We start from the raw sequence: 26,710 nt of genomic DNA, 5'->3' as shown, positions 1-26,710 counted from the left end.
CACACTTAAGTGACTGCACAGTAACCACCCGGCCGATCAGCAGGCCGACCGGGTGGCCACCATCGAAGCCGTGGGGCCACCCGGGGTCAGGCCGTGGCCTTTTTGCCCCGCGTCGCCCCGCCACGCCCTCGTAGCGTGACGCCCGACTCACTGAGCATGCGGTGCACGAAGCCATACGAGCGGCCGGTCTCCTCGGCCAACGCCCGGATGCTCGCACCGGCGTCGTACTTCTTCTTCAGGTCTGCCGCGAGCTTGTCGCGCGCGGCGCCGGTCACCCGGCTGCCCTTCTTCAGAGTCTCGGCCACCCGTGCCTCCTCATGGGAAGTGCGCTCTGGTCTCCTCATGATCACCCCTCCGGGCCCTGATGGCCACCCATTCGGCAAGGTCCGTGAGACAAGGTTGTGACGACGGGAGCGCGCCCCCACATGCGGAATCCGGAATTCCGCAGAGTGGCGTCCGTACGGCCGAACGGATTGCCCCGGGAAATGCCAGGTCAGAAAGGCGGCGCGGCCGAGCCCGGAAGAATCGGGGGCTCGGCCGCGCAATCGATGTAGGACACACCTCGGTACGAGGAGATCTCACACAGATGATGGATCACCGCTAGGCCGAATGATCCATACGCCGTTGATCACGCATTCGATCAAGCGAGGGCGACGAGGTCCGCGTAGTCGGCGCCCCACAGGTCCTCGACGCCGTCCGGCAGCAGGATGATCCGCTCCGGCTGGAGCGCCTCGACGGCGCCCTCGTCGTGCGTGACGAGGACGACCGCGCCCTTGTAGGTGCGCAGCGCGCCGAGGATCTCCTCGCGGCTGGCCGGGTCAAGGTTGTTGGTCGGCTCGTCGAGGAGCAGCACGTTCGCCGAGGACACCACTAGGGTGGCGAGCGCCAGGCGGGTCTTCTCGCCGCCGGAGAGGACACCGGCGGGCTTGTCCACGTCGTCGCCGGAGAACAGGAACGAGCCGAGCACCTTGCGGACCTCGACGAGGTCCATGTCGGGCGCGGCGGAGCGCATGTTCTCCAGGACCGTGCGGTCGGGGTCGAGGGTCTCGTGCTCCTGGGCGTAGTACCCGAGCTTGAGGCCGTGGCCGGGGACGACCGCGCCCGTGTCGGGCTGCTCGACGCCGGCGAGCAGGCGCAGCAGGGTGGTCTTGCCCGCGCCGTTGAGGCCGAGGATGACCACCCGGGAGCCCTTGTCGATGGCCAGGTCGACGTCCGTGAAGATCTCCAGCGAGCCGTACGACTTCGACAGGCCCTCGGCCATCAGCGGGGTCTTGCCGCAGGGGGCGGGCTCGGGGAAGCGGAGCTTGGCGACCTTGTCGGACTGGCGTACCGCGTCCAGGCCGGCGAGCAGCTTGTCCGCGCGGCGGGCCATGTTCTGGGCGGCGACCGTCTTGGTGGCCTTGGCGCGCATCTTGTCGGCCTGCGAGTGCAGCGCGGCGGCCTTCTTCTCGGCGTTGGCGCGCTCGCGCTTGCGGCGCTTCTCGTCGGCCTCGCGCTGCTGCTGGTAGAGCTTCCAGCCCATGTTGTAGATGTCGATCTGGGCGCGGTTGGCGTCCAGGTAGAACACCTTGTTGACGACCGTCTCGACCAGGTCGACGTCGTGGGAGATCACGATGAAGCCGCCGCGGTAGGTCTTCAGGTAGTCGCGCAGCCAGATGACCGAGTCGGCGTCGAGGTGGTTGGTCGGCTCGTCGAGCAGCAGCGTGTCCGCGTCGGAGAACAGGATGCGGGCCAGCTCGATCCGGCGGCGCTGACCGCCGGAGAGGGTGTGCAGGGGCTGGCCGAGCACCCGGTCGGGCAGGTTGAGCGCGGCGGCGATGGTGGCGGCCTCGGCCTCGGCGGAGTAGCCGCCCTTGGTGAGGAACTCCGTCTCCTGGCGCTCGTACTGCTTGAGCGCCTTCTCGCGGGTGGCGCCCTTGCCGTTGGCGATGCGCTGTTCGTTGTCGCGCATCTTGCGGATCAGTACGTCCAGGCCGCGGGCGGAGAGGATGCGGTCGCGGGCGAGCACGTCGAGGTCGCCGGTGCGCGGGTCCTGCGGGAGGTAGCCGACCTCGCCGGAGCGGGTGATGGTGCCGCCGGCGGGCATGCCCTGGCCGGCGAGGCACTTGGTGAGGGTGGTCTTGCCCGCGCCGTTGCGGCCGACCAAGCCGATGCGGTCGCCCTTGGCGACCCGGAAGGTGGCGTTTTCGATGAGGACGCGGGCACCGGCGCGCAGCTCGATACCGGAGGCGGAGATCACGGACAGACTCCAGGGCGGATACGGGGGCGGGATGGGCGGCTGAGGACGTTCCCGCCGTCTAATGCGCGAGGAGAATGGCCATGGGGACAGTCTAACGGGGCCGTGCAACCACTTTTTCTGCGTTCGGGTGTTCGAGGTCCGCCGCCCGGCCGGAGGGCCGTTGTCAGTGGCCGGTGGAAAACTGAGCAGCAGGCCGGATTCCGGCTTCCGGGCAGCGAGACACGAGGAAGTGATCGCCATGGCAGGCACCTCCGGCGGGCGTCCCAGCATCTACCCGACGCTGCTGTACGCGGACGCCAAGGCGGCGATCCGGCAGCTCACGGAGGCCTTCGGCTTCACGGAGCTGTCGGTGTTCGAGGGCGAGGACGGCTCGGTGCTGCATGCCGAGCTGGTGCAGGGCAACGGCGCGGTGATGGTCGGCAGCAAGGGCCGCGGCGGTGTGTTCGACGCGGCCATGAAGGACGCGGGCACGACCGGGGTGTACGTGGTGGTGGACGACGTGGACGCGCACCACCGCCGCGCCGTCGACCACGGCGCGGAGATCCTCATGCCCCCGACGGACCAGGACTACGGCTCTCGGGACTACATGGCCCAGGACCTCGAGGGCAATGTGTGGAGTTTCGGCACGTACGCGCCCGAGATAGCGGGCTGACGCCCCCCGGGGAGCGGGCGTCGGCCCTAGCTGCCGCCCGTGTGCACCTGGAAGGCGGCCCGGCGTACGGCCTTGGCGAGGGCCGGGTCGGGGTGTGCGGCGGCGAGCGCGACCAGGACCTGCACGGTGCGCGGGTGGCCTACGGCCCGCACCTCGTCCAGGAGCATCGGGATGGTCGGCTGCACCGCGGACTCCAGGTGGCGGACGAGCAGCGGGGCCTCACCGTGGTCGGCGACGGCGGCGGCGGTGTCCACCCACAGCCAGGTCGCCTCCTCCCGGGTGAGGACCTCGTGGGCGTCCTCGGGGTCGACGCCGTCGTGCTCGGCCAGCCACAGCAGCGCGTACGGCCTGAGCGTCGGCTCCTCCAGCACGGCGCGGACGTCCGGCTCGGCGGGGGCGCCGACCACGCGCAGCGCCTCGAAGGCGAGGCCGCGCAGCAGGGCGTCCTCGCCGCGGGCGGCGCCGAGGAGTTCGGTGACGGCGCTGCCGACGGTCCGGGCGGCGAGCCAGGCGCGGTACTCGGCGCGGGCCGCGTTCGGGCGGAGCTGGGCGCAGCCGCGGAGCATGTCCTCGGCGGCCTGCTCGATGTTCCCGGCGGGGCTCTGCGCGGCGACGCAGATCTGCTCCAGCTTGACCCAGACGGCCCAGCTGCCGAGCGGGGTGAGCGTGGCCTGGCCGTCGCCGTAGGTGAGGGCGCCGACGGAGGCGAGGGCGCGCAGGGCCCAGTCGAGGAGGGGGGCGAGCGGGGCGTCGGTGGGCTCGGGTTCGGCCGCCGGCTCGGGCTGGGGGCCGTAGGGGATCTCGCAGCGGGCGGTGCGCAGCTCGGTGACGCGCTGCTCCAGGAGGTCGAGGAGCTGCTCGACGGGGACGGGGCCGGCGGACAGCTGGAGGAAGGAGAGCACCTGCGGCATGGCCGAGACGACCTCGGCGACGGCGGCGGGCTCGTGGTCCTCGGGTTCCGGACAGGCGAGCGACCAGGCGTCGAAGAGGGCGACCCAGCCGCGCAGCACGGCGCTGTCGTCGCGGTCCCAGGCGCGCAGCCGCCAGCCGGGGCGGGCGCTGTCGCCGTGCACCTCGACGAGGCCTGCGAGGCGGGCGGTGTCCCAGTCGGCTCTGACCTGAGCCGGGGTCAGGCCCAGGTCGGTAGCGGCACGTTCGGCGGTCGCGTCGGAGAGGGTGGCCTTGCCGTCGGCGGTGGCGCTGTCCCCGCCGGGGCCGAGCGCGGCGTCGGCCCAGCGGGCGACGCGGGCCGCGTCGGCGAGACCTGAGCGTGCCATTCCGGCCAGCTCGGCCGGTGCCGGTGTGCCCTCCGGGGGGCGCGGTGCGGGGCGGCGCGAGCGCCGCTGGTTCATCGCTCTGGGGGCGGCGGCCAGGGGTCGCGGGCGGACGAGTCGGAGCCTGGAGTCGCGCGGGATACGGGACGTCACGGGGGCAGTCTTCCGGTTGACGGTCCGAAAACCCAAACGGAATGTCACCGCGGGCGACGGGGATGGCCAACGCACCGGTTCCCGGGAGTGGTCGAGGGCAGGGAACAGGCCAGTGGTACGACGCTAAACGGAATCATCACGACCGGTCGGTAGGGAGCGGGACGGGACGTGGTTGCGACGGGGCGAAGGGGGCGTGAACGGGGGGTGCGTGATCACATGAGGGGGGTCAGGAAGCGGCGGAGTGCCTCTTCGTAGGCCTGCGGGTCGGCGTTCCACATCGCTCCGTGGGGGGCGTTGCGGACGGTGTGCAGGGCGACGAAGTCGGGGCGGGCGTCGGCGAGGCGGCGGGAGAGCTGCCAGGGGGCGACCGTGTCGTCCGGGCCGTGGAAGACGAGGGTGGGGACGCTGAGGCCGTCGTGCGGGGCGGTCCTCGCGACGCGGTCGCCGTACAGGCCGGTGCGGCCCTGGGCGGCGCGGACCGCGAGCGGCAGCAGGACGCCCGGGGTGTGGCGGGCCGCGGCGAGGGCGCGCAGGGTGGTCTCCCAGTGGAGCACCGGGGAGTCGAGGACGAGTCCGGAGACGCGGTCGCGCAGCCCCGAGCGCTCGGCGGCGCGCAGGGCCATGGTGGCGCCGGTGGACCAGCCGTGCAGGACGACCTGCCGGGCTCCGTAGCGCACGGCGTAGCGGATCGCCGCGTCGAGGTCGCGCCACTCGGTCTCGCCGAGGTGGTTCAGGCCGTCGGGCGGGCGGGGTGCGCCGAGGTCGCCGCGGTAGGCGAGGGCGAGCACCGGGAAGCGGCTGCGGTGCAGGAACCCCATGACGTTCATGGCGAGTTCCCGGGTGGTGCCCAGGCCGTGCACGGCGATCACCCAGGTGTCCCGGGCGCCCGGCACGAACCACGCGGGCAGCGCGCCGAGTTCGCCGGGGACGTCGACGTCGGCGTGTTCGAGGCCGAGGGCGGCCTTCGGGTCGCCGACGTACAGGTTCGGGGTGAGCCAGGCCTTGTCGCCGGGTTTCAGGGTGCCGTGCGTGACGCTCTCCAGGCGGCGTACGACGGTGTCGGCGGTGTGCGGGGCGTCGGCCAGGACCGGGCCGACGACCGCGTGGGAGCCGTTCCCGGACAGGCCGTAGCGGCCGGGGCGCAGGGCGGCCAGGTCCCGGGTGAGGCTGATCTGCCCGGCGGCGGTGCCGTGCACGGTGAGCCGGGGTTCGGTGGGCAGGGGCCTGCCGGGAGGCGCCTTGAGCGCGGCGTCGCTGGCGAACCGGCCGGCGGCCACCGCGGCGGCACCGGCCCCGATCACGGCGGTGACGGCAGCGGCCGTCGCTTTGACAGTGCGCACGGATCCAGTGTCCTGGCGGACCCGGCCACCGACCAGTGGGGGATCGCGGTGGGGTGATGTTCCCGGGTGGGGCGGCGGAGGCCGGTGATGCGGGTTCCGTGGGAGCGCGGGTTCGCCGGTCAGCCTCGCTGGCCGTAGCCGCGCAGGCGCTCCTGCACCTCCGCCAGCTGTTCCCGGGACAGCAGGCTCGGGGACAGGCCCGGCGCCGACGTGGCGGTCAGCCACAGGCGGCACATCCATTCCAGCTGGGCCGTGCGGTCGTAGGCCTGGTCGAGGGTGGCGCCGTACGTCATGGTGCCGTGGTTCTGGAGGAGGCAGCCGGAGCGGCCGGCGAGGGCGCGGAGCATGTTCTCGGCCAACTCGTCGGTGCCGTACGTGGCATACGGGGCAACCCGGACGGGCCCGCCGAGCGCGGCGGCCATGTAGTGGATCAGCGGGAGCTCGCTCACGAGCGTCGAGACGGCCGTCGCGTGCACGGCGTGGGTGTGGACGACGGCACGGGCGTCGGTCGTGCGGTAGACGGCGAGGTGCATGGGCAGTTCGCTGGTCGGGACGAGCGTGCCGAGGACCTGCCGGCCGTCGAGGTCGACTCCGGTCACGTCGCCGGGCGTCAGGCGGTCGTAGGGGACGCCCGACGGTGTGACCAGGACGGTGTCCTCGACCCGTACCGAGACATTGCCCGATGTGCCGACGACCAGCCCCTCGGAGACCGTCCGGCGGGCCGTCGCGACGAGGTCCTCCCAGGCGCGCGCCTCCTCAGGGCGGACACTCCTCCGCCGCGACTCCCCCTCATCCTGTCCGCCGCCCCGGACATCCCGTCCGCCCCGCTCGTCACCTCGCTGCTCAGCCATGCGGCGATCCTGCCAGCCGGTTTCTCAACTCGCCGCCGGGCCGGGGCACTTTACGGCCGGAAGCCGACCATCCGTAAGGGCGCAGACCACCACAAAACCCCTCGGGATCTCTCTTGGCCGGGGATCTTCGGGCATTCAACGATCTTCCAGTACGCTCTGGGGGATTTTCCGTGCACGTCGCCATTCCGGGGGGAAACATGGCCCGTGACCACACACCGACCCGCCGCCGCGGCCGATGGCTCGCGGTGTACGTGGCGGCACTCGCTCTGGGAGGGACCGCACTCGCCGAGGCGCCGGCCTCGGCGGCGAGCCGCCCGAAGGGACACGACGTCTCGTCCCACCAGAAGAACGTCGACTGGCAGAGCGCGAAGAGGAAGGGCGCCAGGTTCGTCTACGTCAAGGCGACCGAGTCCACCACCTACCGCAACCCCTACTTCGGCCAGCAGTACAACGGCTCGCGACAGGCGGGCCTCGTGCGCGGCGCGTACCACTTCGCGCTGCCGAACAGGTCGTCGGGCCAGGCGCAGGCGGCGCACTTCGTGGGCAACGGCGGCAGCTGGAGCGCGGACGGCTGGACACTGCCGCCCGCGCTCGACATCGAATACAACCCGTACGACAAGAAGCGGAAGTGCTACGGCCTGAGCAAGGCGGGGATGGTCGGCTGGATCAAGTCGTTCAGCGACGAGGTCAAGCGGCTCACCGGCCGCCGCCCGGTGATCTACACCACCACCCACTGGTGGAACATGTGCACGGGCGGCAGCCGCGCCTTCGCCGCGGACCACCCGCTGTGGATCGCCCGCTACGACGCGGCGAGCCCGGGCACGCTGCCGGCCGGCTGGTCGTCCTGGACCATCTGGCAGCACGACAACGGCAGCGGCACCCTTCCGGGCGACCAGAACGTGTTCAATGGGTCACTCGATCGGCTGAAGAGGTTCGCCAGAGGCGCCTAGTTCCGGGGGGCGCGGGGAGCCTGACAGCAGGGCGGCACGGCAACCCTCTGGCGCGGACACCCCCGCGCCCCTCCCAGTTCATCTTCCGTTCACTCGGGTTACCTACGTTCGTCCAGCCAATGACCTCGAACGATTGCCTGGGTAAATGGAAAGCTTCTCGCTGATCCTCGCGATTGTGGTGGTGACCGCACTCGCGTTCGATTTCACGAACGGTTTCCACGACACCGCGAACGCGATGGCCACGACCATTTCCACGGGCGCCATGAGACCGAAGGTCGCGGTGGCCATGTCCGCGGTCCTGAACCTGGTCGGCGCCTTCCTCTCCGTGGAAGTCGCGAACACGATCTCCAAGGGCCTCGTCGACGAGGCCGGCATCCGTCCCGAGGTCATCTTCGCCGCCCTGGTGGGCGCGATCCTCTGGAACCTGCTGACCTGGCTGGTCGGTCTGCCGTCCAGTTCCTCGCACGCCCTCATGGGCGGCCTGATCGGCGCCACGATCGCCTCGGCGGGCGTCGGCGCGGTGCACGGTGACGTGCTGGTCACCAAGGTGCTGATCCCGGCGATCGCCGCCCCGCTGGTCGCGGGCATCGCGGCGATGCTCGCCACGCGGCTGACGTACTCCCTCGGCAGGAAGGCCGACGGCAAGGCGTCCGAGAAGGGCTACCGGGCCGGCCAGATCGCCTCCGCGGGCCTGGTCTCCCTGGCGCACGGCACGAACGACGCGCAGAAGACGATGGGCGTCATCACGCTCGCCCTGGTCGCCGGCGGCGCCGTCGCGCCCGACTCCGACCCGCCCATGTGGGTCATCCTCTCCGCGGGCATCGCGATCGCGCTCGGCACGTACCTCGGCGGCTGGCGCATCATCCGCACCATGGGCAAGGGCCTGACCGACCTCCGGCCGCAGCAGGGCTTCGCCGCCCAGACCAGCGCGGCGACGGTCATCCTGGCCTCCTCCCACCTCGGCTTCTCCCTCTCCACCACCCACTCGGTGTCCGGCTCCGTCATGGGCGCGGGACTCGGCCGCAAGGGCGGTGTCGTCCGCTGGTCGACGGCGACGCGGATGTTCGTCGCCTGGGGCCTGACGCTGCCGGCGGCGGCCCTGGTGGCTGCCCTCGCCGAGTACGTGACCGGCTTCGGCGACTGGGGCACCGCCGTGGTGGCCGTCTTCCTCGTCGCCTCCAGCGCGGCGATCTGGAAGATCTCCCGGCGCGAGGTCGTCGACCACACCAACGTCTGCGACACCGACGAGGAGCCGGCCGGCGTGGTGACCACGGCGATGGCCGCGGTGACACCGCCGCCCGCCGGCACGGCGACGACGGACCCGGTGCCTCCGTTCCCGGCCCAGGCCAGTACCGAGCGGACGCCCTCCACGACCACCACGGTCTGACCCGCCCACCGGCAACAAGGAAGAGTTTTCTGAGATGAAGATCGACTGGGCGGCCCTCGGCTCCGTCTTCGGCGTCAGCCTCGTGGTCACCGTGGCCCTGGTGGGCCTGTTCACCCTCGGCATCACCGGCCTGTCCCGCCGCGAGCGGGCGGCGGCGGAGGGCGGCACCGCGGGCCTCGCGGTCACCGGCGCGTACGCGTGCTTCGCGGCGTGCGCGGCGGCTGTCGGATACGGGATCTATCTGATCGTGGCCTGACGGCCCGACCACGCCTTCATGTCGCCCGGGCGGCATGGGACTTCGGTCCTGTGCCGCCCGGGCGTCGTGCGCGCGGGGGCCGGTGTGGGGTTCTCCACACTCTCCCCGCGCTGGTCAACAGCAAGTTGACGACGGTTCGCGGCCGTGGTGGACTTCCGGGGCCAGTACGGCGGCAGGAGAGGAAGCCGGTGTGAGTCCGGCGCGGTCCCGCCACTGTCACCGGGGTAGCCATCCCCGGGAGCCAGGAACTCTCGCCGCCGGTCTCGTCGAACCAGGGCGTGGACACCCTGAGTGAGGACATATCGCCATGCGCGGCTGCCGATCGAGGTTCAGCACCCCACCGCTGTCTGCCCCGTTGGCCGGCTGAGCCCATGGGTGCCGGTCGCGTCTTCGCGTACGGCGCCGCCGCCGGCCTGATCGGTGACCTGCTGCTCGGCGATCCCCGCCGGGGGCATCCGGTCGCCGCGTTCGGGCGGGCCGCGGGTGCCGTGGAGCGGGTGCTGTGGCGGGACCACCGCGGGTGGGGCGCGCTGCACGCCGGCGTGTGCGCGGGAGGCGCCGTCGCGCTGGGGGCCCTGGCCGCGCGTGCCGTACGTGCTTCTTCCGCCGCCTCCGTCGTGCTGACCGGTGCCGCCACCTGGGCCGTCGTCGGGGGGACTTCGCTCGCCCGGGAGGCCGAGGCCATCGGGCGTGCCCTGGAGGCGGGGGACGTCGAGGCGGCCCGGGCGCGGCTGCCGCATCTGTGCGGGCGGGATCCGCAGGCCCTCGACGCCGACGGGATCGCCCGGGCCGTGGTCGAGTCCGTCGCCGAGAACACCTCCGACGCGGTCGTGGGGGCGCTGGTGTGGGGTGCCGTCGGCGGGGTGCCGGGGCTGCTCGGGTTCCGGGCCGTCAACACCCTGGACGCCATGGTCGGGCACAAGTCGGCCCGCTACCGCCGCTTCGGGTGGGCCTCCGCCCGGCTGGACGATGTCGCGGGGTGGCCGGGGGCGCGGCTGACCGCCGTCCTCGCGGCGCTGGCCGGGCCGGATCCGCGCGGGGCCGTGCGCGCCTGGCGGGCCGACGCGGCGAAGCATCCGAGCCCCAACGCCGGGCCCGTGGAGGCCTCGTTCGCGGGGGCGCTCGGGGTGCGGCTGGGCGGGACGCTGTCGTACGGCGGGCGGGTGGAGCACCGGCCCGTGCTGAACACGGAGGGGCGTGCCGTCGTCCGGCGCGACGTCGAACGGGCCGTGCGGCTTTCGCGACGGGTCACCTGGCTGGCGCTCGGGGTGTGCGCCGGTGCGCGGTTGCTGAAGAGGGGGAAGTGAGCATGAGCGGTGGGCTTCTCGTCGCAGGGACCACCTCCGACGCGGGCAAGAGCGTCGTGACGGCCGGGATCTGCCGGTGGCTGGTGCGCCAGGGCGTCAAGGTCGCGCCCTTCAAGGCGCAGAACATGTCCCTCAACTCATTCGTGACGCGGGAGGGCGCCGAGATCGGGCGGGCGCAGGCCATGCAGGCACAGGCCTGCCGGGTCGAGCCGACCGCGCTGATGAATCCCGTGCTGCTCAAGCCCGGTGGCGAGCAGAGCAGTCAGGTCGTGCTGCTGGGCAAGCCGGTCGGGGAGCTGAGTGCGCGCGGGTATCACGGCGGGCGGCAGCAGAAGTTGCTCGGGACGGTGCTGGAGTGTCTGGAGCAGTTGCGGGGCACGTATGACGCGGTGATCTGTGAGGGGGCCGGTTCTCCCGCCGAGATCAATCTGCGGCGGACCGACATCGTGAACATGGGCATCGCCCGCAACGCGGGGCTGCCCGTGCTCGTCGTCGGCGACATCGACCGGGGCGGTGTCTTCGCCTCCTTCTTCGGGACCGTGGCGCTGCTGTCGCCCGAGGACCAGGCGTGCGTCGCCGGGTTCCTCGTCAACAAGTTCCGTGGGGACGTCTCCCTGTTGGAGCCGGGGCTCGACATGCTGCACGGGCTCACGGGGCGGCGGACGTACGGCGTGCTGCCGTTCCGGCACGGGCTGGGGATCGACGAGGAGGACGGGCTGCGCGTCTCCCTGCGGGGAGCCGTGCGGGAGTCCGTCGTCGCGCCGCCCCTCGGTGAGGACGTGCTGCGCGTCGCCGTGTGTGCCGTGCCGCTGATGTCCAACTTCACGGACGTGGACGCGCTGGCCGCCGAACCGGGGGTCGTGGTGCGGTTCGTGGACCGGCCCGAGGAGCTGGCCGACGCCGACCTCGTCGTCGTGCCCGGGACCCGGGGCACAGTGCGCGCGCTGGAGTGGCTGCGGGAGCGGGGGCTCGCCGACGCCCTCGTCCGCAGGGCCGCCGAGCAGCGGCCCGTGCTCGGCGTCTGCGGCGGTTTCCAGATCCTCGGCGAGCACATCGAGGACGACGTCGAGAGCCGCCGGGGACATGTCGACGGGCTCGGCGTCCTGCCCGTGCGGGTGCGGTTCGCCCGCGAGAAGACCCTCACCCGGCCGGTGGGCGAGGCCCTCGGGGAGCACGTCGAGGGTTACGAGATCCACCACGGCGTCGCCCAAGTCGCCGGCGGGGAGCCCTTCTTGGACGGCTGCCGGGTCGGCGAGACCTGGGGGACGCACTGGCACGGCTCGCTGGAGTCGGACGGCTTCCGGCGGGCCTTCCTGCGCGAGGTGGCCGCCGCCGCGGGCCGCCGCTTCGTGCCGGCCCCGGACACCTCGTTCGCCGCGCTGCGCGAGGAGCAGCTCGACCGGCTCGGCGACCTGATCGAACAGCACGCGGACACGGACGCGCTGTGGCGGCTCATCGAGTCCGGCGCTCCGCAAGGACTGCCCTTCATTCCACCGGGAGCACCCGCATGAGCACAGTGTTGTTGTTGTCGACCGCCGACACGGACCTGCTGGCGGCCCGGGCCGCCACCGGTGCCTCGTACCGGATCGGCAATCCGACCCGCGTGGACGTCCGCGAGGAGCTGCCGGCGCTGCTGGACGGCGCCGACCTCGCCGTCGTGCGGCTGCTCGGCGGCAAGCGGGCCTGGGAGGACGGGCTCGCCGCGCTGAAGGCCTCCGGCATCCCCACCGTGCTGCTGGGCGGCGAGGCCGTGCCGGACGCGGAGCTGATGGCCGAGTCGTCCGTGCCGGCCGGTGTCGTCGCGGAGGCGCTGAAGTACCTCGTGGAGGGCGGGCCGGAGAACCTCACCGAGCTGGCCCGGTTCCTGTCCGACACCGTGCTGCTCACCGGCGAGGGCTTCGCCGCGCCGCGGAAGATGCCCGAGTACGGCGTCCACGGCGAGCGGGCGCAGAGCGAGGGCCGCCCGACCGTCGGCGTGCTCTTCTACCGGGCCCACGAACTGAGCGGCAACACCGCCTTCGTGGACACCCTGTGCGACGCGATCGAGGCCCAGGGCGCCAACGCGCTGCCCGTGTACTGCGGTTCGCTGCGCGGGGCCGACGAGGGGCTGTACGAGATCCTCGGGCGGGCGGACGCCCTGGTCGCCACCGTCCTGGCCGCCGGCGGCACGCACGCCTCGCAGGCCTCGGCGGGCGGCGACGAGGAGGCCTGGGACATCGGCGCCCTCGCCGAGATGAACGTCCCCGTGCTCCAGGGCCTGTGCCTGACGTCCTCGCGGCAGGCCTGGGAGGAGTCGGACGCCGCCCTCTCCCCCATGGACGCCGCGATGCAGGTGGCCATCCCGGAGTTCGACGGGCGGCTGATCACCGTGCCGTTCTCCTTCAAGGAGCAGGGCCCGGACGACGTGCCCGTGTACGTGGCCGACCCGGAGCGGGCCGCGCGGGTCGCCGGCATCGCCGTACGGCACGCCCGGCTGAAGCACAAGGAGAACGGCGAGAAGAAGCTCGCGCTGGTCTTCACCGCGTACCCGACCAAGCACTCGCGGGTCGGCAACGCGGTCGGGCTCGACACCCCGGCCTCGGCGGTGCGGGTGCTGGACGCGCTCCGGGACGCCGGGTACGTCGTCGAGGGCCATCCGGACGAGGGTGACGAGCTGATCCACCGGCTCATCAACGCCGGCGGGCACGACGTGGAGTGGCTGACGGAGGAGCAGCTGGCCGCCGCGCCCGCGCGGGTGCCGCTGGCGGACTACCGGGCCTGGTTCGACAAGCTCGACCCGGAGCTGCGCGACGCCATGACCGAGGCGTGGGGCGAGCCGCCGGGCAGCCTGTATGTCGACGGGGACGACATCGTGCTGGCGTCCCTGCAGTTCGGGAACGTCGTGGTGATGATCCAGCCGCCGCGTGGCTTCGGCGAGAACCCGATCGCGATCTACCACGACCCGGACATGCCGCCGTCGCACCACTACATGGCGGCGTACAGGTGGTTGGAGAACTCGTTCGGCGCCGACGCCATCGTGCACATGGGCAAGCACGGCACCATGGAGTGGCTGCCGGGCAAGGGCCTCGGGCTCAGCGGCGGTTGCGCCCCGGACGCGGTCCTCGGCGACCTGCCGCTGATCTACCCGTTCATCGTCAACGACCCGGGCGAGGGCACCCAGGCCAAGCGCCGCGGCCACGCCACCGTCGTCGACCACCTCGTGCCGCCGATGGCCCGCGCCGACACCTACGGCGACCTGGCGAAGCTGGAGCAGCTCCTCGACGAGTACGCGCTCGTCTCCGACCTGGACCCGGCGAAGGCCCCGGCCGTGCGCGCGCAGATCTGGACGCTGGTGAAGGCGGCCGAGCTCCACCACGACCTGCACGTCGACGAGCAGCCGGACGACGAGGCGTTCGACGAGTTCGTCATGCACATCGACGGCTATCTGTGCGAGATCAAGGACGTGCAGATCCGCGACGGCCTGCACATCCTGGGCGGCGGGCCGGTCGGTGAGCCGCGCGTCAACCTGGTGCTGGCCGTGCTGCGCGCCTCGCAGGTGTGGGGCGGGCAGGCCAACGCGCTGCCCGGGCTGCGGGCGTCGCTGGCGGAGCACTTCGGGCTGGTGGAGAAGGAGCTGCTGGCCGAGCCGGGGGCTCCGCTGAAGGTGCCCGTCGAGCTGACGGATCTGGTCGACGGCCCGTCCCGCAGCGCCGCCGACGCGATCGACCTGCTGGAGCAGCTGTGCCGGCGGATCGCGGAGGGCATGGAGGAACGCGGCTGGGCGGCCGCCGAGAGCGCGCCGCTGGTCCTTGAGGTGCTCGGCACCGAACTGCCCGAGGCCGTCGCCGTGCTGGAGTTCGCCTGCACCGAGGTCGTGCCCCGGCTGGCGAAGACCACCGACGAGATCGGGCACATCCTGCGCGCCCTGGACGGCGGTTACGTCCCCGCCGGTCCCTCCGGGTCGCCGACCCGCGGCCTGGTCAACGTCCTGCCGACGGGCCGCAACTTCTACTCCGTCGACCCCAAGGCGATCCCGTCCCGGCTGAGCTGGGAGGTCGGGCAGTCGCTCGCGGACTCGCTGGTGCAGCGGTATCTGCAGGACACCGGCGAGTACCCGAAGTCCGTCGGGCTGACCGTGTGGGGCACCTCCGCCATGCGCACCCAGGGCGACGACATCGCCGAGATCCTGGCACTGCTGGGCTGCCGCCCGGTGTGGGACGACGCCTCGCGGCGGGTGACCGGGTTCGAGGTGATCCCCCTGGCGGAGCTGGGCCGGCCGCGCATCGACGTGACGGTCCGCATCTCGGGCTTCTTCCGGGACGCGTTCCCGCACGTGGTGGGGCTGATCGACGACGCCGTGCGCGCGGTGGCCGAGCTGGACGAGCCGACGGAGTCCAACTACGTCCGGGCCCACGCCGACGAGGACACCGCCGAGCACGGCGACCGGCGCCGCGCGACCGCCCGTATCTTCGGCTCCAAGCCGGGGGCGTACGGGGCCGGTCTGCTGCCGCTGATCGACGCCCGCAACTGGCGCTCCGACGCGGACCTCGCCGAGGTGTACGCGGTGTGGGGCGGTTACGCCTACGGGCGGGGGCTCGACGGGCGGGCGGCGCGCGGGGACATGGAGACGGCGTTCCGGCGGATCGCGGTCGCCGCGAAGAACGTCGACACGCGCGAGCACGATTTGGTCGACGCCGACGACTACTTCCAGTACCACGGCGGCATGGTCGCCATGGTCCGCCACCTCACCGGCGCGAGCCCCGAGGCGTACGTCGGCGACTCGGCCACCCCGGATCAGGTGAAGACCCGCACGCTGGGCGAGGAGACGCACCGCGTGTTCCGCGCCCGGGTGGTCAACCCGCGGTGGATGGCGGCCATGCGGCGGCACGGCTACAAGGGTGCCTTCGAGATGGCGGCGACCGTGGACTACCTGTTCGGGTACGACGCCACGGCCGGGGTCGTGGACGACTGGATGTACGAGAAGCTCAGCGCCGAGTACGTCTTCGACCCGGAGAACCGGGACTTCATGAAGAAGTCCAACCCGTGGGCGTTGAGGGGCATCACCGAGCGGCTGCTGGAGGCCGCCGACCGCGGGCTGTGGGCGGAGCCGGACGCCGAGACGCTGGAACGGCTGCGCGCCACCTACCTGGAGCTCGAAGGCGACTTGGAGGGCGACGACAAGTGACCACCCCCTTTCCGTTCACGGCCGTCGTCGGCCAGGACGACCTGCGGCTCGCGCTGCTGCTGAACGCCGTGTCGCCGGCGGTCGGCGGTGTGCTGGTGCGTGGTGAGAAGGGCACCGCCAAGTCGACGGCGGTGCGGGCCCTCTCGGCGCTCATGCCCGCGCTGGACGTCGTCTCCGGCTGCCGGTTCTCCTGCGACCCCGGCTCCCCCGACCCGGCCTGCCCGGACGGGCCGCACGAGCCGGGGGCGTTCGAGACGCGGGCCGCGCGCATGGTCGAGCTGCCCGTCGGGGCCTCCGAGGACCGGCTCGTGGGCGCGCTGGACATCGAGCGGGCCCTGGCGGAGGGCGTGAAGGCCTTCGAGCCCGGCCTGCTCGCGGACGCGCACCGCGGGATCCTCTACGTCGACGAGGTCAACCTCCTCCACGACCACCTGGTCGATCTCCTGCTGGACGCGGCCGCGATGGGGGCGTCGTATGTGGAGCGCGAGGGTGTCTCCGTCCGGCACGCCGCCCGCTTCCTGCTCGTCGGCACGATGAACCCCGAAGAGGGCGAGCTGCGGCCGCAGTTGCTCGACCGGTTCGGGCTGACCGTGGAGGTCGCGGCCTCGCGGGAGCCGGACCAGCGGGTGGAGGTCGTGAAGCGGCGGCTGGCCTACGACGCCGATCCGGCCGGGTTCGCGTCCCGGTGGGCGGACGAGGAGGCCGCCGTACGGGCGCGGATCGTGGCGGCGCGGGAGTTGCTGCCGACCGTGCGGCTGGGCGACGGGGCGCTGCGGCAGATCGCGGCGACCTGCGCGGCCTTCGAGGTGGACGGCATGCGCGCCGACATCGTGATGGCCCGGACCGCGACCGCGCTGGCGGCCTGGGCCGGGCGTACGGACGTGCTCGCGGAGGACGTCCGGCAGGCGGCGCTGCTGGCGCTGCCGCACCGGCGGCGGCGCAACCCCTTCGACGCGCCGGGGCTGGACGAGGACAAGCTCGACGAGACGCTGGAGGAGTTCGGCGGTTCGGAGGACGACGACCCGGACCCGGGGCCGGACGGGGGCGGCGGGGGCGGCGGGCAGCCGGACCCCGGCGAGGGTCCCGAGGGCGGTGACACCGGGGCCCGGCCCGAGGCCGGGGAGGACGGGCAGCCGCAGCCGTCGGGAGGTGGCGAGCAGTCGGCCGTACGGGCTTCCGAGCCGTTCAAGGCGAAGGTGCTGAGCGTGCCCGGGATCGGCGAGGGGGCCGCCGGGCGGCGTTCGCGGGCGCGGACCGAGCACGGGCGGACCACCGGGGCGCGGCGGCCCCGGGGCGCGCTCACCAAGCTGCACCTGGCGGCGACCGTGCAGGCCGCGGCGCCGCACCAGCGGGCGCGCGGGCGGTCCGGGCCGGGCCTGGTCGTGCGCCGGGACGATCTGCGGCAGGCCACCCGGGAGGGGCGCGAGGGCAATCTCGTGCTGTTCGTCGTGGACGCCTCCGGTTCGATGGCGGCCCGGCAGCGGATGAGCGCCGTGAAGGGCGCCGTGCTGTCGCTGCTGCTGGACGCCTACCAGCGGCGGGACAAGGTGGGGCTCGTGACCTTCCGGGGCTCGGGCGCGGACGTCGCGCTGCCGCCGACCTCGTCGGTGGACGCGGCGGCGGCCCGGCTGGAGTCGCTGCCGACCGGCGGGCGGACGCCGCTCGCGGCCGGGCTGCTGCGCGCGCACGACGTGCTGCGCGTGGAGCGGCTGCGGGATCCGGCGCGGCGGCCGCTGGTGGTGGTGGTGACGGACGGGCGGGCCACCGGTGGCCCGGAGCCGGTCGCCCTGGCCGGGCGGGCGGCGCGGCTGTTCGCGGCCGACGGTGTCGCCTCCGTCGTCGTGGACTGCGAGTCCGGGCCGGTGCGGCTGGGGCTCGCCGGGCAGCTCGCGGGTGAGCTGGGCGGCACGGCCGTGACGCTGGACGAGCTGCGGGCCGACAGCATCGCCGGACTGGTGAAGGACGTACAGAGGAGGGCCGCGTAATGCCGCAGGGACAGCCGAGTGTGGTTCCCGACGACGGCCTGACCACCCGCCAGCGGCGGAACCGGCCGCTGGTCGTGGTGCACACGGGCGTGGGCAAGGGCAAGTCCACCGCCGCCTTCGGCCTCGCGCTGCGGGCCTGGAACCAGGGGTGGCCGATCGGGGTGTTCCAGTTCGTCAAGTCGGCGAAGTGGAAGGTCGGCGAGGAGCGGGCGCTGCGGGTGCTCGGGGACTCCGGCGAGGGCGGGTCCGTCGCCTGGCACAAGATGGGCGAGGGCTGGTCCTGGGTGCAGCGGGACGCCCAGATGGACAACGAGGAGAAGGCCCGGGAGGGCTGGGAGCAGGTCAAGCGGGACCTGGCGAACGAGACGTACCGGCTGTACGTGCTCGACGAGTTCGCCTACCCGATGCACTGGGGGTGGGTCGACACCGACGAGGTCGTCGACGTCCTGCGGAACCGGCCCGGCACCCAGCACGTGGTGATCACGGGGCGCAACGCTCCGGAGAAGCTCGTGGACTTCGCCGACCTCGTGACCGACATGTCCAAGGTGAAGCATCCGATGGACGTGGGCCAGAAGGGCCAGAGAGGCATCGAGTGGTGACTGCGGTACCCCGGCTGGTCATCGCCGCGCCCTCCTCGGGCAGCGGCAAGACCACCGTCGCCACGGGGCTGATGGCCGCGCTCGCCGCGCGGGGGCTCGCCGTGTCCCCGCACAAGGTCGGGCCGGACTACATCGACCCCGGGTATCACGCGCTCGCGACCGGGCGGGTGGGGCGGAACCTGGACGCGTATCTGTGCGGGCCGGAGCTGGTCGGGCCGTTGTTCCTGCACGGGGCGCGGGGGTGTGACATCGCCGTCGTCGAGGGCGTGATGGGGCTGTACGACGGGGCGGCGGGGGAAGGGGAGCTGGCCTCCACCGCTCATGTCGCGAAGTTGTTGCGGGCGCCGGTGGTGCTGGTCGTCGACGCGTCGTCGCAGTCGCGGTCGGTGGCGGCGCTGGTGCACGGGTTCGCGTCCTGGGATCCGGAGGTGCGGGTCGGGGGCGTGATCCTGAACAAGGTCGGGTCGGACCGGCACGAGGAGTTGCTGCGGGAGGCGCTGGATTCGGCCGGAGTTCCTGTTCTGGGCGTGCTGCGGCGGGTGGCTCGGGTGGAGACGCCGTCGCGGCATCTGGGGCTGGTTCCCGTTGCCGAGCGGCAGGCCGCTGCGGTGGAGGCCGTGGCGGCGATGGGGGCGCAGGTTGCCGCCGGGTGTGATCTGGAGGCGTTGGTCGCGCTGGCGCGGAGTGCGGGTGCGTTGTCGTGTGCGGCTTGGGATGTGGCTGAGGCCGTTGCCTCGCCCCCGCCGCCCCTACCCTTCCCGTCCTCCAGGGGCTCCGCCCCTTCGACCCCGCCAGGGGGCTCCGCCCCCTGGACCCCCGATCGGCCTGAACGGCCTCGTCCTCAAACGCCGGACAGGCTGGTCGTTGCCGTCGCCGGTGGTGAAGCCTTCACCTTCTCCTACGCCGAGCACGCCGAGCTGCTCGCCGCCGCCGGTGCCGAGGTGCTGCCCTTCGATCCGCTGCGGGACGAGGAACTGCCCGAAGGGACCCGCGGGCTGGTGATCGGGGGCGGGTTCCCCGAGGTGTACGCCGCCGAGCTGTCCGGCAACGAGCCGTTGCGGAAGGCCGTCGCCGAGCTGGCGCACCGTGGTGCTCCCGTGGCCGCCGAGTGTGCCGGGCTGCTGTATCTGTGCCGGGAGCTGGACGGGCTGCCGATGTGCGGGGTGCTGGACGCCGGGGCGCGGATGAGCGAGCGGCTCACGCTGGGGTATCGGGACGCCGTGGCGGTCGGGGACAGTGTGCTCGCGGCGGCGGGGACGCGGATGCGGGGGCACGAGTTCCACCGGACCGTCGTGGAGCCCGGGTCGGGGGCGGAGCCCGCCTGGGGCGTCCGCACCCCCCGGCCGCGGGTCGAAGGTTTCGTACAGCGCGGTGTGCACGCGAGTTATCTGCACACGCACTGGGCGTCCGAGCCCGGTGTCGCCCGTCGGTTCGTGGAGAGGTGCCGGACGTCATGAGCAGCAGGCTGGTCGGAGTCGGGGTCGGGCCCGGGGATCCGGAGCTGGTGACCGTCAAGGGCGTGAACGCCCTGCGGGAGGCCGATGTCGTCGTCGTGCCCGTGATGGACACGGGCGAGCGCGGGCGGGCCGAGGCGACCGTGTCGCACTACGTGCCCGAGGAGAAGGTCGTCCGGGTCGTGTTCGCGCTGAACGAGCGGAGCGACCGGGCGCGGCGCGAGTCCGCCTGGGACGCGGCGGGCGCGCGGGTCGCCGAACTGCTGCGCGAGCACGCCGCGGTGGCCTTCGCGACCATCGGCGATCCCAACGTGTACTCCACCTTCACCTATCTCGCGCAGACCATCGCCGGGCTCGTGCCGGGGACCGTCGTGGAGACCGTGCCGGGGATCACCGCGATGCAGGACCTCGCCGCGCGGTCGGGTGCCGTGCTGACCGAGGGGACCGAGCCGCTCACGCTCGTGCCCGTCACCGCGGGGGCGACCGTGCTCAAGGAGGCCCTCGCCGGGCCCGGGACCGTCGTCGCCTACAAGTTCGGCCGGCAGGCGCAGGAAGTCGCCGAGGCGCTGCGGGAGACCGGGCGGATCGGCGACGCGGTGTGGGGGTCGGCGCTGGGGCTGACGGAGGAGTCGATCCGCCCGGCCGCCGACCTCGACGGCGCTCCCCTGCCCTACCTGTCGACGCTCATCGCGCCCGCCCGGCGCGACGGCGGCCGGGGCGGAAAGCTCTGACCCGACCCGCCCGTTCATCACCGTCAAATCCCTGTACGAGAGGACCTAACCCCATGGCCGACGCCCCCGCCGGCAAAGTGACCTTCGTCGGTGCCGGCCCCGGCGCCGCCGACCTGCTGACGTTCCGCGCCGCGCGCGCCATCGCCGAGGCCGACGTCGTGATCTGGGCGGCCAGCCTGGTCCAGGCCGAGGTCCTGGAGCACGCGCGTGCGGACGCGGAGATCCTCGACTCGGCGGCCATGTCCCTGGAGGACGTCGTCGCCGTGTACGAGCGGGCCCACGGCGAGGGTCTGAAGGTCGCCCGTATCCACTCCGGTGACCCGGCCCTGTGGGGCGGTACGCAGGAGCAGCTCGACCGGTGTGCCGGGATCGGCATCGCCACCGAGGTCGTGCCCGGTGTGTCGTCCTTCTCCGCCGTGGCGGCGCTGGCGCAGCGCGAGTTGACCATCCCGGAGGTCGCGCAGTCCGTGGTGCTGACCCGGCTGGGCGGCGGCAAGACGCCCATGCCGCCCGGGGAGGAGGTGCGCGAGTTCGCCAAGCACGGCACCACCATGGCGGTGTTCCTGTCGGCCGCCCGCAGCGGGCAGCTGGTGCGGGAGCTGCTGGAGGGCGGGTATCCGACGACGACCCCGGTCGTGGTCGCGTACCAGGCGACCTGGCCGGAGGAGCTGGTCGTGAAGTGCACGATCGGCACGCTGGAGGAGACGGTCAAGGAGCACAAGCTCTGGAAGCACACCCTGTTCCTGGTCGGCCCGGCCCTCGACGCCCACGGCACGCGTTCGCACCTGTACCACCCGGGGCACTTCCACGGCTACCGCAAGGCCGACCCTCAGGCCCGCCGGGCGCTGCGCGAGCGGGGGGCGAGTACGTGATCACGGTGATCGGCACGGGGACGGGGGCGGCGCCTTCCGGTGACGTCCTCGCTGGTGCCGAGCTGGTCGTGGGCGGGCGGCGGCATCTGGACGCCGCCCGGCTGCCGGACGGCGCCGAGCGGGTCGTGCTCGGGCCGCTCGCGCCTGCCCTCGACACCATCGGGGAGTACGTCGCGAAGGACCGGCCGGTGGTGGTGCTGGCCTCCGGGGACCCTGGGTTCTTCGGGATCGTCCGGGTGCTGGCCGAGCGGTTCGGGCCGGAGCTGCTGGACGTGCGGCCGGGGGTGTCGTCCGTGGCCGCCGCCTTCGCGCGGGTCGGGCTGCCGTGGGACGACGCCGTGGTGGTGAGCGCCCATGGGCGTCGGCTGCGGACGGCCGTCAACGTGTGCCGGGCGCGGGCCAAGACGGCCGTGCTGACCGGGCCGGGTGCCGGTCCGGCCGAGCTGGGTGCGGCCCTGGCGGGCTGGGACCGGGTGCTGGTTGTCGCCTCCGGGCTCGGCTCGGCGGACGAGCGCGTGGAGCGGGTGACGCCCGCCGAGGCCGCCGCCCGGGACTGGGGCACGGCGGTGAACGTGGTGCTGTGCCTGGACGAGGCGCGGGCGCTCGGCCCCCTGCGGACGGTCGCGGGGCCCGGGGAGCGGCCCGCCGGCTGGGCCCTGGACGAGGCGGAGTTCGCGCACCGGGACTCGATGATCACCAAGTTCGAGGTGCGGGCGCTGGCCCTGGCCCGGCTGGGTCCCCGGCTGGGCGACCTGGTGTGGGACGTGGGCGCGGGGTCCGGCTCGGTGGCCGTGGAGTGCGCCCGGCTCGGGGCGGCGGTCGTCGCCGTGGAGAAGGCGCCCGACGGGGTGGAGCGCATCCGCGCCAACGCCGCCGCGCACGGCGTGGACGTGCGCGTGGTGCACGGCGCCGCGCCGGCCGCGCTGGAGGAGCTCGCCGACGACCCGGACGCCGTGTTCGTCGGGGGCGGCGGGCGGGAGCTGCCCGCGATCGTCGCCGCGTGCGCCCGGCGGGCCCGGCGCGCGGTGGTCGTCGCGATGGCCGCGCTCGACCGGGTGCCGGCCGCGCGCCAGGCGCTGACGAGCGCCGGGTTCTCCTGCGACGGGGTGCTGTTGCAGTCGTCCCGGCTCGCGCCGCTGCCGGGTGAGGTGTCCCGGCTGGCGGCGACCAATCCGGTTTTCCTGTTGTGGGGCGTCCGTGAGCCCCTGGATCGTGAGGGAGTTGCCCAGTGATCGGCCTCATTTCCGCCACCGCGGCGGGGGCGGCGGCGCGGGACCGGCTGGCCGCGGCGTGGCCGGACCGCACCCGCGTGTACGAAGGACCCGTGGGGGACGCCGTCCGGCGGGCGTTCGCGGAGTGCGAGCAGCTCGTGTGCTTCCTGGCGACCGGCGCGGTCGTACGGATCGTCGCCCCGCTGCTGGCGGACAAGGCGAGCGACCCGGGTGTGGTCTGCGTCGACGAGGGCGGGCGCTTCGCCGTGTCGCTGGCCGGCGGGCACGGAGGCGGCGCCAACGAACTGGCCCGCGAGGTCGGTGAGGTGCTGGGCGCCGAGCCCGTCGTGACCACGGCCACGGACGCCGTGGACCTGCCCGGGCTGGACACGCTCGGCCTCCCCGTGGAGGGCGATGTCGCCGGGGTGTCGCGGGCACTGCTCGACGGCGAGGCGGTGGCGTTGCGGGCCGAGGTGGCCTGGCCGCTGCCGCCGCTCCCGGTCACGGCGGAGGGGGCGTACACGATCCGGCTGACCGACCGGCTCGTCGAGGCGGCCGAGCGGGAAGTGGTGCTGCGGCCCCCGTCCCTCGTCGTCGGGGTGGGCGCCTCCTCGGGCGTGCCCGCCGAAGAGGTGCTGGGGCTGGTCGAGACGGCGTTGCGGGAGGCGGGGCTGTCGGCCCGCAGCCTCGCCGAGCTCACCACCGTCGACGCCAAGGCCGGGGAGCCCGGCATCGTCGAGGCCGCGCGGCGGCTCGGGGTGCCGCTGGTGACGTACCCCGCCAGGGAACTGTCCGGGGTCGAGGTGCCCAACCCGTCCGACGCGCCCCTCGCCGCCGTCGGCACGCCCTCCGTCGCGGAGGCCTCGGCGCTCCTGCGCGGCGGCGAACTCCTCGTGCCCAAGCGGAAGTCGGAGCGCGCCGACGGCACCCCGGCGATGGCGACCTGTGCCGTCGTACGGCGGCCCGGGCGCGGGCGCCTGGCGGTGGTCGGGCTCGGGCCCGGCGCCCGGGACCTGCTGACGCCGCGTGCCAAGGCCGAACTCCGGCGCGCTGCCGTGCTCGTGGGTCTCGACCAGTACGTCGACCAGATCCGGGACCTGCTGCGGCCCGGCACGCGGATCCTGGAGTCGGGGCTCGGGGCCGAGGAGGAGCGGGCGCGCACGGCCGTCGAGGAGGCCCGCAAGGGGCAGGCCGTCGCGCTGATCGGCAGCGGGGACGCGGGCGTGTACGCCATGGCCTCCCCCGCGCTCGCCGAGGCCTCCGACGACATCGACGTGGTCGGTGTGCCCGGGGTGACGGCGGCCCTCGCGGCGGCCGCGATCCTCGGTGCGCCGCTCGGCCACGACCACGTGTCGATCAGCCTCTCCGACCTCCACACCCCCTGGGAGGTCATCGAGCGGCGCGTGCGGGCGGCGGCCGAGGCGGACCTCGTGGTCACCTTCTACAACCCCCGTTCACGCGGCCGCGACTGGCAGCTCCCGAAGGCCCTGGCGATCCTCGCCGAGCACCGGAAGCCGCAGACACCGGTCGGTGTCGTACGGAACGCCTCACGGCCGGACGAGTCCAGCCGGCTCACGACCCTGGGCGCCCTCGACCCGGCGACGGTCGACATGATGACGGTGGTGACCGTGGGCAACACCGCGACCCGGGAGATCGCCGGGCGCATGGTGACGCCGCGCGGCTACCGCTGGCAGACAGCGCAGGAGGGCGCCGAGTGAACCGCGTCGTGCATCCCATCGAGGTGGAGTCCTACCGGCGGCTGCGCGCCCGGCTGGACACCTCGCACTTCCCGCCGCTGACCCGGGCGGTCGTGGAGCGGGTCATCCACTCCGCGGCCGACCTCGACTACGCCACCGACCTCGTCATGGCCGAGGCCGACCTGGAGAAGGCGCACGCCGCGCTGCACGCCGGGGCGCCCGTCGTCGTGGACGTGGAGATGGTCGGGGCCGGCATCACCCGGCGCGAGACCGTCTGCCGCCTGAAGGACGCCGAGTCCGGACCGGGGCTGACCCGGTCCGCGCACGCGATCCGGCTCGCCTACGAGCAGGTCGGCCCGGGTGCCCTCTGGGTGATCGGCAACGCGCCGACCGCGCTGGAGGAGCTGCTGACCCTGGACGCCGACCCCGCGCTCGTCATCGGACTGCCCGTCGGTTTCGTCGGCGCGGTCGAGTCCAAGGCCGCGCTGCGCGAGAGCGGGCTGCCGGCCGTGAGCAACGTGTCCGAGAAGGGCGGGTCGGCGGTCGCCGCGGCCGCGCTCAACGCCCTGCTGTATCACCCCACTTCCGCCGAGGAGAAACTGTGACCACCCCGCCCGCCCTGCTCATCGCCGGCCACGGCACCCGGGACGACGCCGGAGCCGAGGCGTTCCGCGACTTCGTACGGGAGCTGGGGGCCCGGCACCCCGGACTGCCCGTCGCGGGCGGCTTCATCGAGCTGTCCCCGCCGCCGCTGGGCGAGGCCGTGACCGAGCTGGTGGAGCAGGGCGTACGGAGGTTCGCCGCCGTACCGCTGATGCTGGTGTCGGCCGGGCACGCCAAGGGCGACATCCCGGCGGCGCTGGCGCGTGAGAAGGAACGGCACCCGGGCATCTCGTACACGTACGGGCGTCCGCTCGGCCCGCATCCGGCGCTGCTGAGCGTGCTGGAGCGGCGGCTGGACGAGGCGCTGGGCGCCGGCTCCGGACGTACGCCCGGGGACCGCTCCGACGTGACGGTGCTGCTGGTGGGGCGCGGGTCGACGGACCCGGACGCCAACGCCGAGGTGCACAAGGCGGCGCGGCTGCTGTGGGAGGGGCGCGGGTACGCGGGGGTCGAGACGGCGTTCGTGTCGCTGGCGGCGCCGGACGTGCCGAGCGGGCTCGACCGGTGCGTGCGGCTGGGCGCGCGCACGATCGTGGTGCTCCCCTACTTCCTGTTCACCGGCATCCTGCCGGACCGGGTGCGGCAGCAGACGGAGGGCTGGGCGGCGGCGCACCCGGAGGTCGAGGTGCGCTCGGCCGACGTCATCGGTCCGGAGCCGGAGCTGCTGGACCTGGTGTGGGAGCGGTACGAGGAGGCCCTCAAGGGCGATCTGCGGATGAACTGCGACTCGTGCGTGTACCGCATCGCGCTGCCGGGCTTCGAGGACAAGGTGGGGATGCCGCAGCAGCCGCACTTCCACCCGGACGACGACGGGCATCACCACCACGGGCACGGCCACGGCCACGGCCACCACCACGGTGCGCACTCGCATGCCCACTGAGGACGGGCCCGATCTGCGGCACCACGGGGACGCGGAGGTCCGGGACGACGGCGGCTCGCTCGTCGACCTGGCGGTGAACGTCCGCGCGGACACACCTCCGGCGTGGCTGCGGGAGCACATCGCCGGGTCGCTGGGCGGGCTCGCGGCCTACCCGGACGGGCGGGCCGCCCGCGCGGCGGTGGCGGGCCGGCACGGCCTGCCGGTGGAGCGGGTGCTGCTGACGGCGGGCGCGGCGGAGGCGTTCGTGCTGCTGGCGCGGGCGCTGAAGGTGCGGCGGCCGGTCGTGGTGCATCCGCAGTTCACGGAGCCGGAGGCGGCGCTGCGGGACGCGGGGCACACGGTCGACCGGGTGCTGCTGCGCGAGGAGGACGGCTTCCGGCTGGACCCGGCGGCCGTCCCCGAGGACGCGGACCTGGTGGTGGTCGGCAACCCGACGAACCCGACATCGGTGCTGCACCCGGCGGACGCGATCGCCTCCCTCGCCCGGCCCGGGCGGGTGCTGGTGGTGGACGAGGCGTTCATGGACGCCGTCCCGGGCGAGCGGGAGGCCCTGGCGGGCCGGGTCGACGTGCCCGGTCTCGTGGTGCTGCGCAGCCTGACCAAGACGTGGGGTCTTGCCGGGCTGCGGATCGGGTACGTGCTGGCGGCGCCGGAGACCGTCGAGGAGCTGGAGCGGGCGCAGCCGCTGTGGCCGGTGTCCACGCCGGCGCTGGCCGCGGCCGAGGCGTGCGTGGGGCCGCGGGCGCTGGCGGAGGCGGCCCACGCCTCCCACCGGATCGCGGCGGACCGGGCCCATCTCCTGGCGGGCCTGGCCCGGTTCGCCCCGGCCGGGCTGCGGGTGGCCGGGCCCGCGCAGGGCCCGTTCGTCCTGGTCCGCCTGCCGCACGCGTCCGCCGTACGGCGGCGCCTGCGCGACCTCGGCTATGCCGTGCGCCGCGGCGACACGTTCCCCGGTCTGGGCGAGGAGTGGCTGCGGCTGGCGGTGCGGGACCGGGGGACGAGTGACGGCTTCCTCCGGGCGCTGGAGCGTGCGCTGGAGCGCTGA

Annotated in this window: 22 protein-coding genes and 1 riboswitch; of the genes, 17 read left to right on the top strand and 5 right to left on the bottom strand. The window is 73.7% G+C overall.

Annotation, left to right across the window (positions count from 1 at the left end; all coding sequences use genetic code 11):
• Positions 1-86 precede the first annotated feature (86 nt).
• Positions 87-305, bottom strand: a complete 219-nt coding sequence (locus tag IE255_RS07105) for a helix-turn-helix domain-containing protein (RefSeq protein ID WP_010037790.1) — start codon at positions 303-305, stop codon at positions 87-89.
• Between the two features lie 335 nt (positions 306-640).
• The gene (locus IE255_RS07100; RefSeq protein ID WP_190049238.1) at positions 641-2,239 is read right to left on the bottom strand and encodes an ABC-F family ATP-binding cassette domain-containing protein; all 1,599 of its coding nucleotides are present in this window, start codon (positions 2,237-2,239) and stop codon (positions 641-643) included.
• 238 nt (positions 2,240-2,477) lie between these two features.
• Here IE255_RS07100 and IE255_RS07095 point away from each other — a divergent pair, with 238 nt between their 5' ends.
• Positions 2,478-2,891 (top strand): VOC family protein, encoded by a 414-nt coding sequence (locus IE255_RS07095; RefSeq protein ID WP_190049237.1) that lies wholly within the window; start codon positions 2,478-2,480, stop codon positions 2,889-2,891.
• Between the two features lie 26 nt (positions 2,892-2,917).
• Here IE255_RS07095 and IE255_RS07090 read toward each other — a convergent pair whose 3' ends face one another.
• The 3 genes from IE255_RS07090 to IE255_RS07080 form a co-directional block, all read right to left on the bottom strand.
• Entirely contained in the window at positions 2,918-4,318 is a 1,401-nt protein-coding gene (locus IE255_RS07090; RefSeq protein WP_190049236.1) for a hypothetical protein, read from the bottom strand.
• Between the two features lie 212 nt (positions 4,319-4,530).
• Positions 4,531-5,658 carry an alpha/beta hydrolase gene (locus IE255_RS07085; RefSeq protein ID WP_190049235.1) on the bottom strand — a complete coding sequence of 376 codons (1,128 nt, stop codon included), beginning with the start codon at positions 5,656-5,658 and terminating at the stop codon, positions 4,531-4,533.
• A 119-nt stretch (positions 5,659-5,777) separates the two neighbouring features.
• Complete coding sequence (locus tag IE255_RS07080) at positions 5,778-6,509, bottom strand: class II aldolase/adducin family protein (protein ID WP_190049234.1); 732 nt, start codon at positions 6,507-6,509, stop codon at positions 5,778-5,780.
• 197 nt (positions 6,510-6,706) lie between these two features.
• On the opposite strand from IE255_RS07080, the gene IE255_RS07075 reads away from it, so the two are divergent.
• The 16 genes from IE255_RS07075 (at position 6,707) to cobC (ending at position 26,710) form a co-directional block, all read left to right on the top strand.
• Entirely contained in the window at positions 6,707-7,459 is a 753-nt protein-coding gene (locus IE255_RS07075) for a lysozyme (protein WP_190049233.1), read from the top strand.
• 145 nt (positions 7,460-7,604) lie between these two features.
• A complete protein-coding gene (locus IE255_RS07070; RefSeq protein WP_190049232.1) occupies positions 7,605-8,846 on the top strand; it encodes an inorganic phosphate transporter in 1,242 nt (413 codons plus the stop codon).
• A 34-nt stretch (positions 8,847-8,880) separates the two neighbouring features.
• Positions 8,881-9,102: a hypothetical protein gene (locus IE255_RS07065; RefSeq protein ID WP_086564952.1), complete on the top strand. Its 222-nt coding sequence runs from the start codon at positions 8,881-8,883 to the stop codon at positions 9,100-9,102.
• A 153-nt stretch (positions 9,103-9,255) separates the two neighbouring features.
• Positions 9,256-9,375, top strand: a riboswitch (cobalamin riboswitch).
• 98 nt (positions 9,376-9,473) lie between these two features.
• Complete coding sequence (locus IE255_RS07060) at positions 9,474-10,409, top strand: cobalamin biosynthesis protein (protein WP_190049231.1); 936 nt, start codon at positions 9,474-9,476, stop codon at positions 10,407-10,409.
• Positions 10,410-10,411: 2 nt separating this feature from the next.
• The gene (locus IE255_RS07055; RefSeq protein ID WP_190049230.1) at positions 10,412-11,920 is read left to right on the top strand and encodes a cobyric acid synthase; all 1,509 of its coding nucleotides are present in this window, start codon (positions 10,412-10,414) and stop codon (positions 11,918-11,920) included.
• Positions 11,917-15,573, top strand: a complete 3,657-nt coding sequence (gene cobN / locus IE255_RS07050; protein ID WP_190049229.1) for a cobaltochelatase subunit CobN — start codon at positions 11,917-11,919, stop codon at positions 15,571-15,573. The genes IE255_RS07055 and cobN overlap by 4 nt, the downstream gene beginning before the upstream one ends.
• Positions 15,570-17,558 carry a putative cobaltochelatase gene (locus tag IE255_RS07045; protein WP_190049228.1) on the top strand — a complete coding sequence of 663 codons (1,989 nt, stop codon included), beginning with the start codon at positions 15,570-15,572 and terminating at the stop codon, positions 17,556-17,558. Before cobN ends, IE255_RS07045 begins: the two co-directional genes overlap by 4 nt.
• Positions 17,558-18,157 (top strand): cob(I)yrinic acid a,c-diamide adenosyltransferase, encoded by a 600-nt coding sequence (gene cobO, locus IE255_RS07040; RefSeq protein ID WP_190049227.1) that lies wholly within the window; start codon positions 17,558-17,560, stop codon positions 18,155-18,157. The genes IE255_RS07045 and cobO overlap by 1 nt, the downstream gene beginning before the upstream one ends.
• Positions 18,151-19,614, top strand: coding sequence for a cobyrinic acid a,c-diamide synthase CobB (locus IE255_RS07035; protein WP_190049226.1), 1,464 nt, complete (start codon positions 18,151-18,153; stop codon positions 19,612-19,614). Before cobO ends, IE255_RS07035 begins: the two co-directional genes overlap by 7 nt.
• A complete protein-coding gene (gene cobI, locus IE255_RS07030) occupies positions 19,611-20,342 on the top strand; it encodes a precorrin-2 C(20)-methyltransferase (protein WP_190049225.1) in 732 nt (243 codons plus the stop codon). Before IE255_RS07035 ends, cobI begins: the two co-directional genes overlap by 4 nt.
• A 53-nt stretch (positions 20,343-20,395) precedes the next feature.
• Positions 20,396-21,214, top strand: a complete 819-nt coding sequence (cobM, locus tag IE255_RS07025) for a precorrin-4 C(11)-methyltransferase (protein ID WP_190049224.1) — start codon at positions 20,396-20,398, stop codon at positions 21,212-21,214.
• A complete protein-coding gene (gene cbiE, locus IE255_RS07020; protein ID WP_190049223.1) occupies positions 21,211-22,446 on the top strand; it encodes a precorrin-6y C5,15-methyltransferase (decarboxylating) subunit CbiE in 1,236 nt (411 codons plus the stop codon). The genes cobM and cbiE overlap by 4 nt, the downstream gene beginning before the upstream one ends.
• Positions 22,443-24,143: a precorrin-3B C(17)-methyltransferase gene (cobJ, locus tag IE255_RS07015; protein WP_190049222.1), complete on the top strand. Its 1,701-nt coding sequence runs from the start codon at positions 22,443-22,445 to the stop codon at positions 24,141-24,143. The genes cbiE and cobJ overlap by 4 nt, the downstream gene beginning before the upstream one ends.
• Positions 24,140-24,727 carry a precorrin-8X methylmutase gene (locus tag IE255_RS07010; RefSeq protein ID WP_190049221.1) on the top strand — a complete coding sequence of 196 codons (588 nt, stop codon included), beginning with the start codon at positions 24,140-24,142 and terminating at the stop codon, positions 24,725-24,727. Before cobJ ends, IE255_RS07010 begins: the two co-directional genes overlap by 4 nt.
• Positions 24,724-25,665, top strand: coding sequence for a sirohydrochlorin chelatase (locus tag IE255_RS07005; protein ID WP_190049220.1), 942 nt, complete (start codon positions 24,724-24,726; stop codon positions 25,663-25,665). The genes IE255_RS07010 and IE255_RS07005 overlap by 4 nt, the downstream gene beginning before the upstream one ends.
• A complete protein-coding gene (gene cobC, locus IE255_RS07000) occupies positions 25,655-26,710 on the top strand; it encodes an Rv2231c family histidinol phosphate aminotransferase CobC (protein WP_190049219.1) in 1,056 nt (351 codons plus the stop codon). Before IE255_RS07005 ends, cobC begins: the two co-directional genes overlap by 11 nt.

The sequence above is a fragment of the Streptomyces lomondensis genome (genome assembly GCF_014651035.1).
Taxonomy (GTDB): domain Bacteria; phylum Actinomycetota; class Actinomycetes; order Streptomycetales; family Streptomycetaceae; genus Streptomyces; species Streptomyces lomondensis.
Note: the sequence above shows the minus strand (reverse complement) of the source record. Positions and strands in the feature narration are given on the sequence as shown.

Bases quoted from the DNA above. Each gene is read 5' to 3' on its own strand.
- cobC (WP_190049219.1), top strand. From the start codon at position 25,655: ATGCCCACTGAGGACGGGCCCGATCTGCGGCACCACGGGGACGCGGAG.
- IE255_RS07080 (WP_190049234.1), bottom strand. From the start codon at position 6,509: ATGGCTGAGCAGCGAGGTGACGAGCGGGGCGGACGGGATGTCCGGGGC.
- IE255_RS07070 (WP_190049232.1), top strand. From the start codon at position 7,605: ATGGAAAGCTTCTCGCTGATCCTCGCGATTGTGGTGGTGACCGCACTC.
- IE255_RS07075 (WP_190049233.1), top strand. From the start codon at position 6,707: ATGGCCCGTGACCACACACCGACCCGCCGCCGCGGCCGATGGCTCGCG.
- cobN (WP_190049229.1), top strand. From the start codon at position 11,917: ATGAGCACAGTGTTGTTGTTGTCGACCGCCGACACGGACCTGCTGGCG.
- IE255_RS07065 (WP_086564952.1), top strand. From the start codon at position 8,881: ATGAAGATCGACTGGGCGGCCCTCGGCTCCGTCTTCGGCGTCAGCCTC.
- IE255_RS07095 (WP_190049237.1), top strand. From the start codon at position 2,478: ATGGCAGGCACCTCCGGCGGGCGTCCCAGCATCTACCCGACGCTGCTG.
- IE255_RS07055 (WP_190049230.1), top strand. From the start codon at position 10,412: ATGAGCGGTGGGCTTCTCGTCGCAGGGACCACCTCCGACGCGGGCAAG.
- cobM (WP_190049224.1), top strand. From the start codon at position 20,396: ATGGCCGACGCCCCCGCCGGCAAAGTGACCTTCGTCGGTGCCGGCCCC.
- cobI (WP_190049225.1), top strand. From the start codon at position 19,611: ATGAGCAGCAGGCTGGTCGGAGTCGGGGTCGGGCCCGGGGATCCGGAG.
- cobO (WP_190049227.1), top strand. From the start codon at position 17,558: ATGCCGCAGGGACAGCCGAGTGTGGTTCCCGACGACGGCCTGACCACC.
- IE255_RS07060 (WP_190049231.1), top strand. From the start codon at position 9,474: ATGGGTGCCGGTCGCGTCTTCGCGTACGGCGCCGCCGCCGGCCTGATC.